The sequence below is a fragment of the Enterobacter cloacae complex sp. P43RS genome, assembly GCF_014930585.1.
In the GTDB taxonomy this organism is placed as follows: Bacteria; Pseudomonadota; Gammaproteobacteria; order Enterobacterales; family Enterobacteriaceae; genus Enterobacter; species Enterobacter bugandensis.
Genome location: NZ_JADBRJ010000020.1, coordinates 17,298 through 33,961, shown reverse-complemented (window position 1 = coordinate 33,961; position 16,664 = coordinate 17,298). Strand labels below are relative to the sequence as shown.

At 57.1% G+C, this 16,664-nt stretch carries 11 protein-coding genes; 8 read left to right on the top strand and 3 right to left on the bottom strand.

The genetic code is table 11. The features are described from left to right. The first annotated feature begins 192 nt into the window (after nucleotides 1-192). Together murB and birA are read left to right on the top strand one after the other, a co-directional pair. Nucleotides 193-1,221: a UDP-N-acetylmuramate dehydrogenase gene (murB, locus tag IM294_RS21655; RefSeq protein WP_060571551.1), complete on the top strand. Its 1,029-nt coding sequence runs from the start codon at nucleotides 193-195 to the stop codon at nucleotides 1,219-1,221. Next, nucleotides 1,218-2,180 (top strand): bifunctional biotin--[acetyl-CoA-carboxylase] ligase/biotin operon repressor BirA, encoded by a 963-nt coding sequence (gene birA / locus IM294_RS21650; RefSeq protein ID WP_126345968.1) that lies wholly within the window; start codon nucleotides 1,218-1,220, stop codon nucleotides 2,178-2,180. Before murB ends, birA begins: the two co-directional genes overlap by 4 nt. 194 nt (nucleotides 2,181-2,374) lie before the next feature. Here birA and bcsG read toward each other — a convergent pair whose 3' ends face one another. The 3 genes from bcsG to bcsE are packed head-to-tail and all read right to left on the bottom strand — an operon-like array spanning nucleotide 2,375 to nucleotide 5,800. After that, nucleotides 2,375-4,054: a cellulose biosynthesis protein BcsG gene (gene bcsG / locus IM294_RS21645; RefSeq protein ID WP_028014764.1), complete on the bottom strand. Its 1,680-nt coding sequence runs from the start codon at nucleotides 4,052-4,054 to the stop codon at nucleotides 2,375-2,377. After that, nucleotides 4,047-4,241, bottom strand: coding sequence for a cellulose biosynthesis protein BcsF (gene bcsF / locus IM294_RS21640; protein WP_072201618.1), 195 nt, complete (start codon nucleotides 4,239-4,241; stop codon nucleotides 4,047-4,049). The genes bcsG and bcsF overlap by 8 nt, the downstream gene beginning before the upstream one ends. After that, nucleotides 4,238-5,800 (bottom strand): cellulose biosynthesis c-di-GMP-binding protein BcsE, encoded by a 1,563-nt coding sequence (gene bcsE / locus IM294_RS21635; protein WP_126345966.1) that lies wholly within the window; start codon nucleotides 5,798-5,800, stop codon nucleotides 4,238-4,240. The genes bcsF and bcsE overlap by 4 nt, the downstream gene beginning before the upstream one ends. 174 nt (nucleotides 5,801-5,974) lie before the next feature. On the opposite strand from bcsE, the gene bcsR reads away from it, so the two are divergent. From bcsR to bcsC, 6 genes are read left to right on the top strand one after another with little or no spacing between them, the layout of a single operon-like run. Beyond that, on the top strand, nucleotides 5,975-6,163 hold the full coding sequence (gene bcsR, locus IM294_RS21630; RefSeq protein WP_028014761.1) for a cellulose biosynthesis protein BcsR: 189 nt from the start codon (nucleotides 5,975-5,977) through the stop codon (nucleotides 6,161-6,163). Nucleotides 6,164-6,174: 11 nt separating this feature from the next. Beyond that, nucleotides 6,175-6,927, top strand: coding sequence for a cellulose biosynthesis protein BcsQ (gene bcsQ, locus IM294_RS21625; protein ID WP_028014760.1), 753 nt, complete (start codon nucleotides 6,175-6,177; stop codon nucleotides 6,925-6,927). Continuing rightward, entirely contained in the window at nucleotides 6,924-9,539 is a 2,616-nt protein-coding gene (bcsA, locus tag IM294_RS21620; protein WP_193360392.1) for a UDP-forming cellulose synthase catalytic subunit, read from the top strand. Before bcsQ ends, bcsA begins: the two co-directional genes overlap by 4 nt. Before the next feature lie 10 nt (nucleotides 9,540-9,549). After that, complete coding sequence (bcsB, locus tag IM294_RS21615; RefSeq protein WP_049000466.1) at nucleotides 9,550-11,970, top strand: cellulose biosynthesis cyclic di-GMP-binding regulatory protein BcsB; 2,421 nt, start codon at nucleotides 9,550-9,552, stop codon at nucleotides 11,968-11,970. A 6-nt stretch (nucleotides 11,971-11,976) separates the two neighbouring features. Continuing rightward, a complete protein-coding gene (bcsZ, locus tag IM294_RS21610; RefSeq protein ID WP_048960028.1) occupies nucleotides 11,977-13,083 on the top strand; it encodes a cellulose synthase complex periplasmic endoglucanase BcsZ in 1,107 nt (368 codons plus the stop codon). Next, nucleotides 13,065-16,547, top strand: coding sequence for a cellulose synthase complex outer membrane protein BcsC (bcsC, locus tag IM294_RS21605; protein WP_048960029.1), 3,483 nt, complete (start codon nucleotides 13,065-13,067; stop codon nucleotides 16,545-16,547). The genes bcsZ and bcsC overlap by 19 nt, the downstream gene beginning before the upstream one ends. The last annotated feature ends 117 nt before the right edge of the window (nucleotides 16,548-16,664 follow it).

Below are 16,664 nucleotides of genomic sequence, written 5' to 3'. Positions count from 1 at the left end.
GAAGTGAAACGCCGTAGCGCCGATGGTAGTGTGGGGTCTCCCCATGTGAGAGTAGGGAACTGCCAGGCATCAAATAAGTGAAGAGGCCATCCGAAAGGATGGCCTTTTTGCGTTTCTGCGCTGCACAAACTAATCCCCCAACGCCCTGCTTATACGGTAAACTACCTGCGTTTTTGCATCAGGATAGCGTCTATGAACCACTCCCTTAAGCCCTGGAATACCTTTGGCATTCAACGTAATGCTAATCAAATTGTACGTGCCGATACTGCACAGCAGCTGCTGGATGCATGGCAAAGCGCAACAGAAAATAACGAACCCGTACTGATTCTGGGCGAAGGAAGCAATGTCCTGTTTCTCGACGATTTCGCGGGAACGGTGATCGTTAACCGCATCATGGGCATTGGTGTGGAAGAGCATGCCGATAGCTGGCATCTGCACGTGGGGGCCGGAGAAAACTGGCATCAGCTGGTGCAATTTACCCTCGAAAAAGGGATGCCGGGTCTGGAAAACCTGGCGCTGATCCCAGGCTGCGCCGGATCGTCACCCATCCAAAACATCGGTGCCTACGGCATCGAACTGAAACATGTCTGTGAATATGTCGACTGCATCGAACTAGCGACCGGAACGGCTAAGCGCTTAACGGCAGAACAGTGTCGGTTTGGCTATCGTGACAGTATCTTCAAGCATGAATATCAGGATCGCTACGTGATTGTCGCCGTGGGCCTGCGTCTGCCAAAGAACTGGCAGCCGGTGCTGACCTATGGCGATTTAACGCGTCTCGATCCGGCAACCGTCACTCCCCGCGACGTATTTGACTCAGTTTGCCATATGCGAATGACCAAACTTCCCGATCCGAAAGTAAACGGAAATGCAGGAAGCTTCTTCAAAAATCCGGTAATTAGCAGCGAAAATGCAAAAGCCTTTCTTGAAGGATGGCCCACTGCGCCACATTATCCTCAGGCAGATGGCAGCGTGAAGCTGGCCGCTGGCTGGCTGATCGATCAATGCCAGTTAAAAGGCACGTCCGTAGGTGGCGCTGCCGTTCACCAGCAGCAGGCTCTGGTACTGATTAATCAATGCGATGCGACCAGCGATGATGTTGTACAGCTGGCGCATTATGTTCGTCAACGTGTGGGCGAAAAGTTTAACGTCTGGCTGGAGCCAGAAGTCCGCTTCATTGGCCGCACAGGTGAAGTGAATGCCGTGGAGACCATTGCGTGAAGGACAATACCATTCCGTTAACCCTGATTAGCATCCTTGCTGACGGGGAGTTTCACTCTGGCGAACAGCTGGGCGAGCAGCTGGGCATGAGCCGTGCCGGCATTAACAAGCATATCCAGACGCTTCGCGACTGGGGCGTCGATGTGTTCACTGTGCCGGGAAAAGGCTACAGCCTGCCGGAGCCAATTCAATTGCTGAATGAAGACGTCATCCGCAGCCAGCTTGGATACGGCAACGTTGCGGTGCTGCCGGTGATTGATTCGACGAACCAGTACCTTATGGATCGGCTGAGCGAACTCTCATCCGGCGATGCCTGTGTTGCTGAATACCAGCAGGCCGGTCGTGGCCGTCGCGGTCGCAAATGGTTCTCGCCATTTGGCGCCAATCTCTATCTGTCCATGTACTGGCGTCTGGAGCAGGGGCCTGCCGCAGCCATTGGCCTGAGTCTGGTCATTGGTATCGTCATGGCGGAAGTGCTGCACGATCTGGGTGCCGATCGGGTCCGCGTTAAGTGGCCAAACGATCTGTACCTTAACGATCGTAAACTTGCCGGTATTCTGGTCGAACTGACGGGAAAAACCGGTGATGCGGCGCAAATTGTCATTGGCGCGGGGCTCAATATGGTGATGCGTACTGTCCAGGATGATGTGGTGAATCAGGCCTGGACCAATCTCCAGGAGGCGGGGATCGTCATCGATCGTAACACCCTTGCCGTGCGCATGATTAAAGAGCTGCGCAGTTCACTCACGCTTTTTGAACAGGAAGGCCTGGCACCGTTCCTGTCTCGTTGGGAAAAGCTGGATAACTTCATCAACCGTCCGGTGAAGCTGCTGATTGGTGATAAAGAGATTTACGGCATTTCCCGCGGTATTGACGCACAGGGCGCGCTGCTTCTGGAGCAGGATGGCGCGATTAAGCCCTGGGTGGGCGGTGAGATTTCCCTGCGAAGCGCCGAATAACCGGATGGAGTAAACGATGCGAAAATCCGTCTGCGCTACCCTGGCATTTAACGATGGGGCAGCCTTCCGGAGAGCCCGAAATCATCTCTAAAGACGACGACGATTCGGCAAGTCTGAAAATGCAGGTGTGGGTTTCAGCGCAATAATGACGCACTGACTATCCCCTCTCCCCTGTGGGAAGAGGGGGAAATCAGTTACTGCGGATACGGTACCCAGTCCCCGCCGTTCAGGCGAACGTACGGTTTGTTCTGATACTGAATCACCACCGCGTTGGCGTTCTCGGAGACTTCTGCCGTTTGCGGCAGGTTGCTGGTGAGCTGATCCCAGTTCACGCTATCTTCCACAAACAGCTTCCCGTCAACGGCGCGGGCAACCAGTTCTGAAATCGCCAGATAGCTGCTTGGCTGGGTAATCTCAATTGGTGCGCCCTGGTGCGGTGCCTTCATACCAAAGAATTTAATGCCTGCAGGCACGTTGGTAATGGACGGGCTTGGGATATCGCGCAGACCGGATACCTGCATTCTGTCGCCTTTCAGCGCGCCACCGTGCTCAGGTACCACGACCACCATCACTTTACGGCCAGATTTTTCCAGCTCCGTGAAGAACGCATCCAGCTCGTCGAAGAATTTCTGCGCCCGCACTTTGTAATCCGCCGTTTTACTCACCCCCGGGAAGTGGTTACCGTCGTGAAGCGGCAGGGTGTTATAGAACGTTGCACTGCGCGGATTACTGTCTTTTTCGATGGTCTGCAGCCAGCGCTGCAGCACGGCGGTATCGTCATAAACCGGCGAGCCATCGAAGCCCAGCAGCGTAACGGGAAGACCGGTTTGATCCATCAGTGGCGCCTGCATGCCACCCTGTTCACGTACCTCTTTCAGGAAGTTACCGAACTGACCGTTATGCCCCAGCATCAGGTGCTGCGTAAAGCCCAGCTTCGCGAGATTATCGAATAAATAACACTGGTTGCCAGCGGGCTGATACAGGTTTTTATGCGATGCCTGACCGCAGCTTGCTCGCAGAAGGCGGATTGCCGCCGGGCCGCTGTATGAGGTGGCAGAGTTAAAATCTTTAAACTGGATGTCGAAATGGGACCACAGCGGGTGAGACATCAAACCGGCGGCATCCACGTCGGCCCAGGAGAGGGAACAGATGTTAATCACCAGCAGCTCAAACGGCTGTGCATCGGCTGGCAGCGCATCCGGGAATTTCGTCTGTCGCTTATCTTCAGCGGTATAGAAGCTGGAGAGCCAGGCATTAAGATTGGTGGAGGTCGGCGGTGCGGTCTGCGTTGGAATATCGCCCACCACCGGCGTATCGCCTGCCGTTGTAACGGTAGCCGCTGCGCTTCCTCCCGTCGTGGTCACCGTTGTCGTCGGCTGGCCGGCAGGCCACAGCGAAAAGCTTGGCCCCGCCAGCGTCAGCACGTTAAGCCAGATCATAATGGCGACGACAAATACCGTGACGCGGATCCACTGAGACAGGAACAGCCAGGCAACCAGCAGGACAAAGACGGCGCCAATCATCTGCCAGTTAATGAAACGCTCAACCAGGTCAAGCATATAGTCTGCGCTGAAGCCCGCGACCTGCGATCCCTGGCTCATTATGCTTTCCGGACCAGGCAGCCAGGTATCGTGCCAGAACAACGCAAAGCCGATGGGGATGGCCACCCAATGGCGTAAACGATGCAGCCTGATGTTCGGCAGAGGCATCAGCAGGAAGGCCATAAACACCAGGTTAAGCAGGGGATGGAAATTCAGATAACCTGCCCAAAGCAGGCCAAACTTCACCAGAAAGTAGAAGTTCCAGCCGGAAAGGCCGCGCCAGTATTGCCAGAGCGGCGAGGGTGACGAAGCGGTATAGGAAGAATTAGTCATGTTTACGGTCTGCCTTGACGTGTGATGCCCGTGTCAGTGTTCCGGCTGGTTTTACATAGCGAGGTTTTACAAACATCACTCTGGCCGTATCACGGATACGGCGTATGGAATGGCGTGCATAGTAGCCAAGCGGGAAAAAGATCAGCGCGCAGAATACGACCAGTTGGATGATATCGCTGATATTCATGATGGTGCGTTCTCCCCGTTCTCAGTTAATAAGCGAAGGGGTTCCGGAACCCGACGCCAGACATGTCCGTCATGTCTGGCATTGAGGAGCGGTTTTACATCGCTCGTGATTGCGAGCGGTTTAACCCATTGTTCAGGCTGGAGAGCGCGCATTTGCACCAGCTCTGCGCTGATAGCATTATCTTCGAACCAAATCATACGGTTCGAGAAAATATCCCCGGTAGGCAGGGGGAAGATGTGGTTAAGCGCGGTATCGAGATCGTTGACCCGGCAAAACGACAAAAACAGCACCAGGCGATTGTCGCCAATGGTCATGATGTCCCCTGTACGGTTCGGACGACACAGGGTGAGCGCCTGCTCAACGCGAATGCCCGGGACCGGCCGCAGGGCAACCATAACCCCTTTCCCGTCCGCCGGAAGTAACGTGTTGCTCATCATGTTGCCGACGGCATCGCAGAACGTATCCCATTTCTGGTAGCCACGCAGCTTCATCGGCTGGGTCATGGAGAGCAGCGTGGAGATATCTTCCGGTACATGGCGACTGAACTGCTGGCCCTGAACGCTTTCAATAAGCGTCAGGCAGCGTGACAGTGGCGCATTCCAGGGGATAACCATATTTGCCCCGCAGCCCAGAAGCAGACGCTCATCGGTAGCGCGCAGGCTGGTATTATTTTCGCGTACCACAATTTTTAACGCGCTGCCGCGCTGGCGGCGCAGGGTGTGAATTTGTCTCGCCAGCGTTTCAATCTGATTATTCTGCATCAACGAGAAAACGAGGGTGGCTGCCTGGGTGGTGCGGGCTTCATGAAAAAGCGCTTCGTTAGACTCAAACAGTGACCAGTTTTCCGAAAGCGCGGGCGCGCCCTCTAAAACCGCAATATGGCTCAGGATGCGCTTTTCATCGCTGCGCGGCTGCACCACGGTTTCTTCCTGCTGTGCCAGGTGCCATTTCCCCTCAATAGGTTTAAGAGTCAGCTGTTGCCTGGCGCTCACGCCCTTTTCATTGCACCAGAAGGCAATATCGTAGAGATAGCTGCCTGCCTGGTCACGAAGACTTGCCAGTCCGAACAGGGAGCGATATTCGCCCATCAAAAGTGAGAACAGCTTGTCATTATTACTGCCGGGGTTGACGACCAATAGCGTGCAATTTTGAAACTTTGCCCATTTATTGATTTTTTCCAGCCACGACAGCAGTTTTTCAGCAGGAATATTTTGCAGTATGTTATTTGCACATTTAAGAATCACTAAATAGTGATCCGGGTCAATAGAGCACTGAACGTCGCGGGACAAAAAGTATAGACTATCCGCTTCCGCTGACATGGAAAACAAACGTACTTTCTGGGGGCCGCTGTCGCTTTCGAGCGTAATTATTTTCTTCGGCTCTTCGCCCATGCTAATGACGGCCACGCGGGAATCCTTATCCTGAGCGGCAATTGTCTGGTTTACCAGGCTGATAGCGTCTTCATTACGATCCGTATTAATCCACCAGACTCCACCGACTGGCATGTGGCTCAATTCGTCCCATAATGACTGGATGCCAATAGAAAATATGGAGTCCACGATGTCCCTCTTTTCGTCTAATTTGCCTGTATCTCAGTTTACTAGCGAAAGCGTAGAAATAAACCTAACATTGAAATTAAAGAACATCAGATTTAGCATGTAAATGAAATTTGTCAGGGCAGGATGCCCCGCAACTTCCGAGCGTGCGATTTTCCTCAAAGGGATGGAATAAGAATGGATAATAACGAACCTGCAACCCCAGTCGACTCGACTCTGGGTTACACATTCCAAAACGATTTTCTGGCGCTGGCGCAGGCCTTTTCTCTACCTGAAATAGATTACACCGATATTTCCCAGCGGGAACAGTTGGCTGCTGCTATTAAACGCTGGCCGTTATTAGCTGAATTCGCCCATCAACATTAAGGGAGCCATTGATGGCCATACTCGGATTACAGGGCGTCCGTGGCGGTGTGGGTACCACATCTGTTACCGCGGCGCTGGCGTGGTCATTACAGCTTTTAGGTGAATCGGTGCTGGTGATTGACGCCTGCGCCGATAATTTGCTGCGTATGTCATTCAACGTCGATTTCACTCGCGAAGAGGGCTGGGCCCGCGCGCTGCTTGATGACAAAGACTGGCGGGATGCGGGGCTACGCTATACCTCCCAGCTGGATTTACTGCCTTTTGGCCAACTGACCACCACAGAACGCGAGAATGAAGCCGCCTATCAGCGTCTGTTTTCGCAGTTCACGCTTGCGCTGCAGAGCCTGAAAGAAAAGGGGCACTACCAGTGGATCCTGCTGGATCTGCCGCACGGCGCCGGGACGCTGACCCGGCAGCTCATCGCCCAGTGCGATCATGTACTTTCCGTGGTGAACGTCGATGCGAACTGCCATATTCGCCTGCATCAGCAGGGGCTGCCTCAGAACGCACATCTCCTGATTAACGATTTACGTATCGGTAGCCAAATCCAGGACGACCTCTATCAGGTGTGGCTGCAAAGCCAGCGCCGCCTGCTTCCCATTGTGATTCATCGGGATGAGGGGATGGCGGAATGCCTCGCCTCCAAGCAGCCGCTGGGCGAATACCGCAGCGACTCGCTGGCAGCAGAAGAGATCCTGACGCTGGCGAACTGGTGTCTGCTGAACTTCGCCAGCAAGGCGGAGCCTGCTGGGAGTTCGGTATGAGTCGACTCGCCAGCTGGCTTCTCATCCCGCCGGTCAGTTCGCGTTTGAGCGACCATTACCGGCACTTTCGCCGGCATGGTGCTCCGGCATTCAGCGCCGCGCTCGGCTGTTTTTGGCTGATTCTGGCCTGGACGTTCATTCCACTCGAGCACCCGCGCTGGCAGCGCATCCGTGCGCGTCACGGCGAATTATACCCACACATTAACCCCGACCGACCACGGCCTTTGGACCCGGCGCGCTATCTTATTCAGGCCGTCTGGCTGGCAATATCGTCATCCCGAACGGAGAAAATAACGCCGCACTGGCGCAGCTATTCCCGCGTACAGCAGTTACGTGAACGCTATCACCAGTGGCTGGATAAACTGCCCGCTAGCGTCAGCGATAAGACCAGCCATCTGGATAACCATAAAGAGCTTGGGCATCTCCACCCAGGCTTGCGGCGTTTTATTCTCGGCGTGATTGTCGTGTTCTCGCTCATTCTGGCGCTGGTCTGTATTACGCAACCTTTCAACCCGCTGGCGCAGTTCATCTTCCTGATCCTGCTGTGGGGCGTGGCGTTGCTGGTTCGTCGTATTCCGGGCCGTTTCTCGGCGCTGATGCTGATTGTGCTGTCGCTGACGGTTTCCTGCCGCTACATCTGGTGGCGTTACACCTCAACGCTGAACTGGGACGATCCGGTCAGCCTGGTGTGCGGTCTGGTGCTGCTGTTTGCTGAGACCTACGCGTGGATTGTGCTGGTGCTAGGCTATTTCCAGGTGATCTGGCCGCTCAACCGCCAGCCGGTTCCGCTGCCTAAAGACACCACGCAGTGGCCGACCGTCGATCTCTTCGTCCCGACCTACAACGAAGACCTGAGCGTGGTGAAAAACACCATCTATGCCGCGCTGGGCATCGACTGGCCGAAAGATAAGCTCAAAGTCTGGATCCTGGATGACGGCAACCGTCCGGCGTATCGCCAGTTTGCGGAAGAGGTCGGCGTTGAGTACATCGCCCGCCCGACGCATGAACACGCTAAGGCGGGGAACATCAACAACGCCCTCAAGTATGCCTCCGGGGAGTTCGTCTCGATTTTTGACTGTGACCACGTGCCGACGCGCTCGTTCCTGCAGATGACCATGGGCTGGTTCCTGAAAGAGAAAGAGCTGGCGATGATGCAGACGCCGCACCACTTCTTCTCGCCGGACCCGTTTGAACGTAACCTTGGCCGCTTCCGCAAAACCCCGAACGAAGGCACGCTGTTCTATGGGCTGGTGCAGGACGGGAACGACATGTGGGATGCCACCTTCTTCTGCGGCTCCTGCGCGGTTATCCGCCGTAAGCCGCTGGATGAAATTGGCGGAATAGCCGTTGAAACGGTAACGGAAGATGCGCATACCTCGCTGCGCCTGCACCGCCGCGGCTATACCTCAGCCTACATGCGTATTCCTCAGGCCGCCGGTCTGGCGACGGAATCTCTCTCGGCACACATTGGTCAGCGTATTCGCTGGGCGCGCGGCATGGTGCAGATTTTCCGCCTCGATAACCCGCTGATAGGCAAAGGGCTCAAGCTGGCGCAACGTCTCTGCTACGTCAACGCCATGTTCCACTTCTTGTCCGGCATCCCGCGGCTGATCTTCCTGACCGCGCCGCTGGCGTTCCTGCTCCTTCACGCCTATATCATTTACGCCCCCGCGCTGATGATTGCGCTGTTCGTTCTGCCGCACATGATCCACGCGAGCCTGACGAACTCGAAGATTCAGGGCAAATACCGGCACTCCTTCTGGAGTGAAATCTACGAAACGGTGCTGGCGTGGTACATCGCGCCGCCGACGATGGTCGCGCTGATTAACCCGCACAAAGGGAAATTCAACGTCACCGCGAAGGGCGGTCTGGTGGAAGAAGAGTACGTCGACTGGGTGATCTCCCGCCCGTATATCTTCCTCGTGCTGTTGAATATTGTCGGCGTGATCGCCGGTATCTGGCGCTACTTCTACGGCCCGGAAAACGAAATCCTGACCGTCTTTGTCAGTATGGCCTGGGTGTTCTACAACCTGATTATCCTCGGCGGCGCGGTGGCGGTGTCGGTAGAGAGTAAACAGGTTCGTCGCGCGCATCGCGTTGAAATCTGCATGCCTGCGGCGATCGCTCGTGAAGATGGTCACCTCTTCTCCTGTACGGTGCACGACTTCTCTGACGGTGGCCTGGGGATCAAAATCAACGGCCAGGCGAAAGTGCTGGAAGGGCAGAAGGTTAACCTGCTGCTTAAGCGCGGTCAGCAGGAGTATGTCTTCCCGACGCAGGTTGTGCGTGTGGCAGGCAGTGAAGTGGGTCTGCAGCTGATGCCGTTGACCAAAAAGCAACACATTGATTTTGTGCAGTGTACGTTTGCCCGTGCGGATACATGGGCTCTCTGGCAGGACAGCTTCCCGGAAGATAAACCTCTGGAAAGCCTGCTGGATATTCTGAAGCTGGGGTTCCGTGGCTATCGTCACCTTGCAGAATTTGCCCCGTCGTCGGTGAAATTAATTTTCCGGTCACTTACTTCGCTGGTTTCCTGGGTCGTGTCGTTCATTCCTCGTCGTCCCGAGCGGGATGAGACGAAGCAGGCGGACCCGGTTATGGCTCAACAATGATGATAACGCGATGAAAACAAAACTTTCCTGGTTATGTGCAGTGGCAATGGGAGTGAGTGCACTTCCCGCAACAATGGCTAACGCAGCACCCGGTAACGCAGCGGCGACGCCTGCGCCGACGGTCCCTGTCGTCGCGCAGGCAACCGATCCGGTTGTTACGGCGGCACCCGGTCAAACAGAAAACATCATTCCGAACCAGCCAACGGAGGGGAACACCCTGCCGGCCGAGAATCCGGTCATCGGGCAGGTGATGCCGGGCGTGCGGGGGGCTAACGCGCCCGTTGTCGCGGATAATGTGCCGTCGCGGGACGTGAAGCTGACCTTCGCGCAAATCGCGCCGCCGCCGGGCAGCATGGTGCTGCGCGGCGTCAACCCTAACGGCAGCATTGAATTTGGTATGCGCAGCGATGAGGTTGTTTCAAATGCGGTACTGAACCTTGAATACACCCCGTCGCCATCCCTGCTGCCGACGCAGTCTCAGCTGAAGGTCTACCTGAACGATGAACTGATGGACGTTCTGCCGGTGACCAAAGAGCAGCTGGGTAAGAAAACACAGGCGCAGGTGCCGATTAACCCGCTGTTCATCACCGACTTTAACCGTATCCGTCTGGAGTTTGTTGGTCACTACCGCGATGTCTGCGAAAACCCCGCCAGCAACACGCTGTGGCTGGACGTCGGGCGTAACTCCTCGCTGCAGATGACCTACCAGCCGCTGGCGCTGAAAAACGATCTGTCGGCGTTCCCGGTTCCGTTCTTCGACCCGCGTGATAACCGTCCGCTCACGCTGCCGATGGTGTTTGCATCGTCCCCTGACGTGACCGAGCAGCTGGCGGCGACCATTGTGGCCTCCTGGTTTGGCTCCCGCTCCGGCTGGCGCGGTCAGAACTTCCCGGTGATGTATGACAAAATGCCGGACAGGAACGCGATTGTCTTTGCAACCAACGCGAAGCGTCCGGGCTTCCTGCGCGACCACCCGGAAGTCAAAGCGCCAACCATTGAGATGGTAAGCCACCCTGATAACCCGTACGTGAAGCTGCTGGTGGTCTTTGGTCGTGATGATAAAGATCTGGTCCAGGCCGCGAAGGCGATTGCTCAGGGCAACGTCCTTTTCCGCGGCAACAGCGTGGTGGTGGACGAAGTTAAGCCGCTGCTGGCGCGTAAACCTTATGACGCGCCAAACTGGGTGCGTACTGACCGCGCCGTGACGTTTGGTGAACTAAAGACCTATGAAGAGCAGCTGCAGGCCTCCGGCCTTGAGCCATCGCCGATTAGCCTGTCGCTGAACCTGCCGCCGGATCTGTACCTGCTGCGCACCAACGGCATTGATATCAATCTCAACTACCGCTATACCGCGCCGGCGACGAAAGACAGCTCGCGCATGGATATCAGCCTGAACAACCAGTTCCTGCAATCGTTCAGCCTGCAAAGTACCCAGGACACCAACCGTCTGATGCTCCGCCTGCCGGTGCTGCAGGGGCTGCTGGACGGTAAAACGGACGTCTCTATTCCGGCGCTGAAGCTTGGCGCGATCAACCAGCTGCGTTTTGATTTCCAGTACATGAACCCGATGCCTGGCGGTTCGGTGGATAACTGCATCACCTTCCAGCCGGTACAAAACCACGTTGTGATCGGCGATGAGTCGACCATCGACTTCTCGAAGTACTACCATTTCCTGGCGATGCCGGATCTGCGTGCCTTTGCTAACGCGGGCTTCCCGTTCAGCCGCATGGCCGATCTCTCTGAATCCATTGTGGTGATGCCAAAAGCGCCAAACGAAGGCCAGGTGACGACCCTGCTCGACACCATGGCAACCGTAGGCGCGCAAACCGGATTACCGGCAGTTAACGTCACGTTGACGGACGATGGCAGTCAGATCCAGAACAAAGATGCGGATATCATGGTGATCGGCACCATCCCGGACAAGCTGAAGGATGAAAAACGTATCGACCTGCTGGTGAAAGCCACCGAGTCGTGGGTTAACACGCCGCTTCGCCAGACCGAGTTCCCAAGCATTATGCCGGACGTGAACGACCGTAAGGCCAGCGCGCAGACGGCCGTAACCTCTCAGGGGGCGATGGCTGCGGTGGTGGGCTTCCAGTCTCCTTACAACGATCAGCGTAGCGTGATAGCCCTGCTGGCGGACAGCCCGCGTGGCTATGAACTGCTGAATACCGCGATGAACGACAGCGGCAAACGTGCCGCGATGTTTGGTTCTGTGTCGGTGATCCGCGAGTCCGGCGTTAACAGCCTGCGCGTGGGTGATGTGTATTACGTCGGCCATCTGCCGTGGTTCGAGCGCCTGTGGTATGCGCTGTCGAACCATCCGGTTCTGCTCGCCATCCTGGCTGCGGTCAGCGTGGTCTTGCTGGCATGGGTGCTGTGGCGTCTGCTGCGCATCATCAGCCGTCGTCGCCTTAACCCGGATGAGTAAGACGTGATGAAAGCCTTTCGCTGGTGTGTAGTCGCAGCGTTGATGCTGGCGGCGATCCCTCTTCGCGCCGCCTGTACCTGGCCTGCCTGGGAGCAGTTTAAAAAGGATTACATCAGCGAGGGCGGGCGCGTCATCGATCCGAGCGACACGCGCAAAATTACAACGTCGGAAGGGCAAAGCTATGCGTTGTTCTTTGCCCTGGCCGCTAACGATCGCAAGGCGTTTGACCAGCTGCTGACGTGGACGCGCGATAACCTCGCCAGCGGCAATCTCAACGATCGTCTGCCCGCCTGGCTCTGGGGACAGAAAGACAAAGAAAACTGGGGGGTGATTGATACCAACTCCGCCTCAGATGCCGATGTCTGGATTGCCTGGTCGCTGCTCGAAGCGGGCCGGTTATGGAAAGACCCGGACTATACCCAAACGGGCAAGGCACTGCTAAAACGCATTGCCAGCGAGGAAGTGGTGAAAGTGCCGGGGCTCGGCTCAATGCTGCTTCCCGGTAAAGTCGGTTTTGCCGAAGAAAACGCCTGGCGCTTTAACCCCAGCTACCTTCCTCCACAGTTAGCGAGCTATTTCACCCGCTACGGTGCCCCTTGGACCACGCTGCGTGAAACCAATCTGCGGCTGCTGCTGGAAAGCGCGCCGAAGGGATTCTCGCCGAACTGGGTGCAGTATCAGAAAAACAAAGGCTGGCAGCTACAGCAGGATAAAACGCTGGAAGGGGGCTATGACGCCATCCGTGTCTATCTTTGGGTGGGCATGATGAGCGATAAAGATCCTCAAAAAGCCCGGCTGCTGACGCGCTTCCAGCCGATGGCGGCAAAGACAATTAAACAGGGCGTGCCGCCGGAGAAAGTGGATGTGGCGACGGGTAAACACAACGGCAATGGCCCGGTCGGGTTCTCTGCCGCGATGCTGCCGTTTTTACAGCAGCGCGATGCCCAGGCGGTTCAGCGCCAGCGCGTGGCAGATCATTTTCCCGATAACAATGCCTACTACAGCTATGTATTAACTCTTTTTGGTCAGGGATGGGATCAGCATCGTTTTCGCTTCACCGCTAAGGGTGAATTAATACCGGATTGGGGCCAGGAATGCGCAAGTTCACAGTAAATCTACTCACTCTATCGCTTGGGCTGGCACTGATGCCGCTGGCGCAGGCCGTTAACTCTCCGCAGCAGAAACAGCTGCTGGAGCAGGTTCGGCTGGGCGAATCGACCCATCGCGAGGATTTGGTTCGTCAGTCGCTCTACCGTCTTGAGCTGATCGATCCGAACAACCCTGATGTTATTGCCGCCCGCTTTCGCTACCTGCTGCGCCAGGGCGATAACGCCGGAGCGCAAAAAGAGCTGGACCGCCTGAAGGGGATCGCCCCTGACTCCGGCGCGTACCAGTCCTCACGCAATACCATGCTGCTTTCCACCCCGGATGGCCGCCAGCAGCTTCAGCAGGCGCGCTTACTCGCTACGACAGGGCACACGCAGGAGGCGATTGCCGCCTATGACAAGCTCTTTGACGGCAACCCGCCGGGCGGCGACGTGGCGACGGAATACTGGAATGTGGTGGCGAAAGATCCTGCCCGTCGCGCTTCGGCCATCAACCAACTGAAAAAAATAAACAGCAGCAGCCCCGGGAATACCCAGCTCCAGACGACGCTGGCCCAGCTTCTGTTCCAGAGCGGACGCCGTGATGAAGGCTTTGCGGTGCTGCAGGAGATGGCTAAATCCACCGGCGGCCGCGGCCAGGCCTCTGACATGTGGTATGAGCAGATCAAAGACCAGCCTGCCAGCAGCGCCAGCGTCACCGCGCTGCAAAAATACCTGACCGTCTTCAGCGACGGCGATAGCGTCGCGGCGGCGCGCGCCCAGCTTGAGGCGCAGCAAAAGCAGCTCGCTGACCCGGCGTTCCGCGCGAAAGCGGAAGGGCTGGCGGCAGTGGATGCCGGGCAGGGGAGTAAGGCGGTGGCGGAGCTGCAAAAAGCCGTCAGCGCCAACCATGCCGACAGTGAAGCGGTGGGGGCTCTGGGGCAGGCCTATTCCCAGAAAGGCGACCGCGCCCGTGCGGTGGCACAGTTTGAAAAGGCGATTGCCCTCGATCCGCAGAGCGATAACCGCGGGAAATGGGACAGCTTGCTGAAGGTTAACCGCTACTGGCTGCTGATCCAGCAGGGGGATGCGGCGCTGAAGGCGAATAACCCGGCGCAGGCGGAGCGTTACTATCAGCAGGCGCGCAACGTCGACAATACCGACAGCTATGCGGTGCTGGGGCTGGGAGATGCTGCCGCCGCGCGTAAAGATAACGACGCGGCGGAGCGTTATTACCGCCAGGCGTTACGTATGGACAGCAGCAACAGCAATGCGGTTCGCGGCCTTGCCAATGTTTACCGCGCGCAGTCCCCGGAGAAAGCCTCGCAGTTTATCCAGTCGCTCTCTGCCAGCCAGCGCCGGAGTATTGATGATATTGAGCGTAGCCTGACTAACGAGCAGCTTTCCGCCCAGGCAGAACAGCTGGAGAGTCAGGGGAAATACGCTCAGGCGGCAGAAATTCAGCGTCGCCGTCTGGCACTCTCGCCCGGTGACGTCTGGATAACGTATCGTCTCTCGCGCGATCTCTACAGCGCGGGCCAGCGCAGCCAGGCGGATACCCTGATGCGCCAGCTTGCCAGCCAGAAACCGTCTGACCCGGAGCAGGTGTATGCCAACGGGCTCTACCTGTCCGGAAACGATCAGGACCGGGCCGCGCTGGCGCATCTGAATACCCTGCCGCGCAGCCAGTGGAACGGCAATATTCAGGAGCTTGCCGACCGTCTGCAAAGCAATCAGGTGCTGGAAACCGCCAACCGCCTGCGCGACAGCGGCAAAGAGCAGGATGCAGAGAATCTCCTTCGCCAGCAGCCAGCCTCCACCCGCATCGACCTCACGCTGGCGGACTGGGCGCAGCAGCGTGGCGATCTGAACGCGGCGAAAACGACGTACAGCGCCGTCCTGCAGCGTGAGCCGCAGAACGAAGACGCGATCCTCGGTCTGACCGAAATTTACAGCGCGGAAGGTAACAAAGATGCCGCCCGTGCGGAGCTCGCGAAACTGCCCGCCGCTCAAAACGGCCAGCCGCTGTCGCTCAATATGCAGCGCCGGATCGCGATGGCGCAGGCAGGACTGGGCGATTCCGCTGCCGCAGAACAGACCTTCAGCAAAATCATTCCGCAGGCTAAATCGCAGCCCGCCTCCATGGAAAGCGCGCTGGTGCTGCGTGATGCTGCCCGCTTCCAGACGCAAAACGGCCAGCCGCAGCAGGCGCTGGAGACGTATAAAGATGCCATGGTGTCGTCCGGCATCACCACGACGCGTCCGGTGGACAATGACAGTTTCACCCGTCTGACGCGCAACGATGAAAAAGATGACTGGCTGAAGCGCGGCGTGCGCAGTGACGCCGGTGATTTGTACCGTCAGCAGGATATTAACGTCACGCTGCAGCACGACTACTGGGGCTCCAGCGGCACGGGCGGCTATTCCGACCTGAAAGCGCATACCACCATGCTCCAGGTGGACGCCCCGCTCTCTGACGGGCGCATGTTCTTCAGAAGCGATCTGGTCAACATGGACGCCGGCACCTTTGATAACAATAACGGAACCTACGACCCTAAATGGGGGACCTGCTACGACACGCCGTGTAGCGGCAACACCAGCCAGAGCGACAGCGGCGCCAGCGTCGCCGTTGGCTGGCAGAATAAAACCTGGGCGATGGATATTGGTACCACGCCAATGGGCTTTGACGTCGTCGACGTGGTGGGCGGTATCAGCTACAGCAGCGATTTAGGCCCCATCGGCTACACCGTCAACGCCCATCGTCGGCCTATCTCCAGCTCTCTGCTGGCGTTCGCCGGGCAAAAAGATACCAATACCGGCACCACCTGGGGCGGCGTGCGCGCGACGGGCGGCGGGGTAAGCATCAGCTATGACAAAGGCGAGGCGAACGGCGTCTGGTCAAGCCTGAACGCGGAAACGCTGACCGGTAAAAATGTGGAAGATAACTGGCGCGTCCGCTGGATGACGGGTTATTACTACAAGCTCATTAATAAAAACAACGAGCGCCTGACGGTCGGCGTCTCCAATATGCTCTGGCACTACGATAAGGATCTGAGCGGCTATTCCCTCGGTCAGGGCGGCTACTACAGCCCGCAGGAGTATGTCTCCTTCGCGCTGCCGGTGACCTGGCGTAAGCGTACGGAAAACTGGTCCTGGGAGCTGGGTGGCTCGGTGTCCTGGTCCCACTCCAAAACCAAAGACGAGCTGCGTTACCCGATCCAGAGCCTGATCCCGACCGATGAGCCAGGCCGCTATACCGACCGTGGCGCGATGGAAACCGGCAGCTCCTCCTCCGGGACGGGTTATACCGCGCGGGCAATTATCGAACGCCGGGTCACCTCCAACTGGTTTGTGGGCATGGGCGTGGATATTCAGGAAGCGAAAGATTACACCCCAAGCCATGCGCTAATTTATGTGCGCTACTCTGCTGCAGGCTGGCAGGGCGATATGGACTTACCGCCGCAGCCGCTTATTCCTTATGCGGACTGGTAATCGGATTTTCCTTAATCCATTTGTAAGTCTCTCTTAATAGCGCGGCAATCGGGTATACTCAGGCGCGCCAGGTTTACACCCTGGCGCGCCCTGCGCTTCGAGTTTTGTGGAGAGTCA

What these genes read in the sequence shown, in the direction of transcription:
- bcsQ (WP_028014760.1), top strand. Translation starts at nt 6,175, where the DNA reads ATGGCCATACTCGGATTACAGGGCGTCCGTGGCGGTGTGGGTACCACA.
- bcsR (WP_028014761.1), top strand. Translation starts at nt 5,975, where the DNA reads ATGGATAATAACGAACCTGCAACCCCAGTCGACTCGACTCTGGGTTAC.
- bcsF (WP_072201618.1), bottom strand. Translation starts at nt 4,241, where the DNA reads ATGAATATCAGCGATATCATCCAACTGGTCGTATTCTGCGCGCTGATC.
- murB (WP_060571551.1), top strand. Translation starts at nt 193, where the DNA reads ATGAACCACTCCCTTAAGCCCTGGAATACCTTTGGCATTCAACGTAAT.
- bcsA (WP_193360392.1), top strand. Translation starts at nt 6,924, where the DNA reads ATGAGTCGACTCGCCAGCTGGCTTCTCATCCCGCCGGTCAGTTCGCGT.
- bcsC (WP_048960029.1), top strand. Translation starts at nt 13,065, where the DNA reads ATGCGCAAGTTCACAGTAAATCTACTCACTCTATCGCTTGGGCTGGCA.
- bcsB (WP_049000466.1), top strand. Translation starts at nt 9,550, where the DNA reads ATGAAAACAAAACTTTCCTGGTTATGTGCAGTGGCAATGGGAGTGAGT.
- bcsG (WP_028014764.1), bottom strand. Translation starts at nt 4,054, where the DNA reads ATGACTAATTCTTCCTATACCGCTTCGTCACCCTCGCCGCTCTGGCAA.
- bcsZ (WP_048960028.1), top strand. Translation starts at nt 11,977, where the DNA reads ATGAAAGCCTTTCGCTGGTGTGTAGTCGCAGCGTTGATGCTGGCGGCG.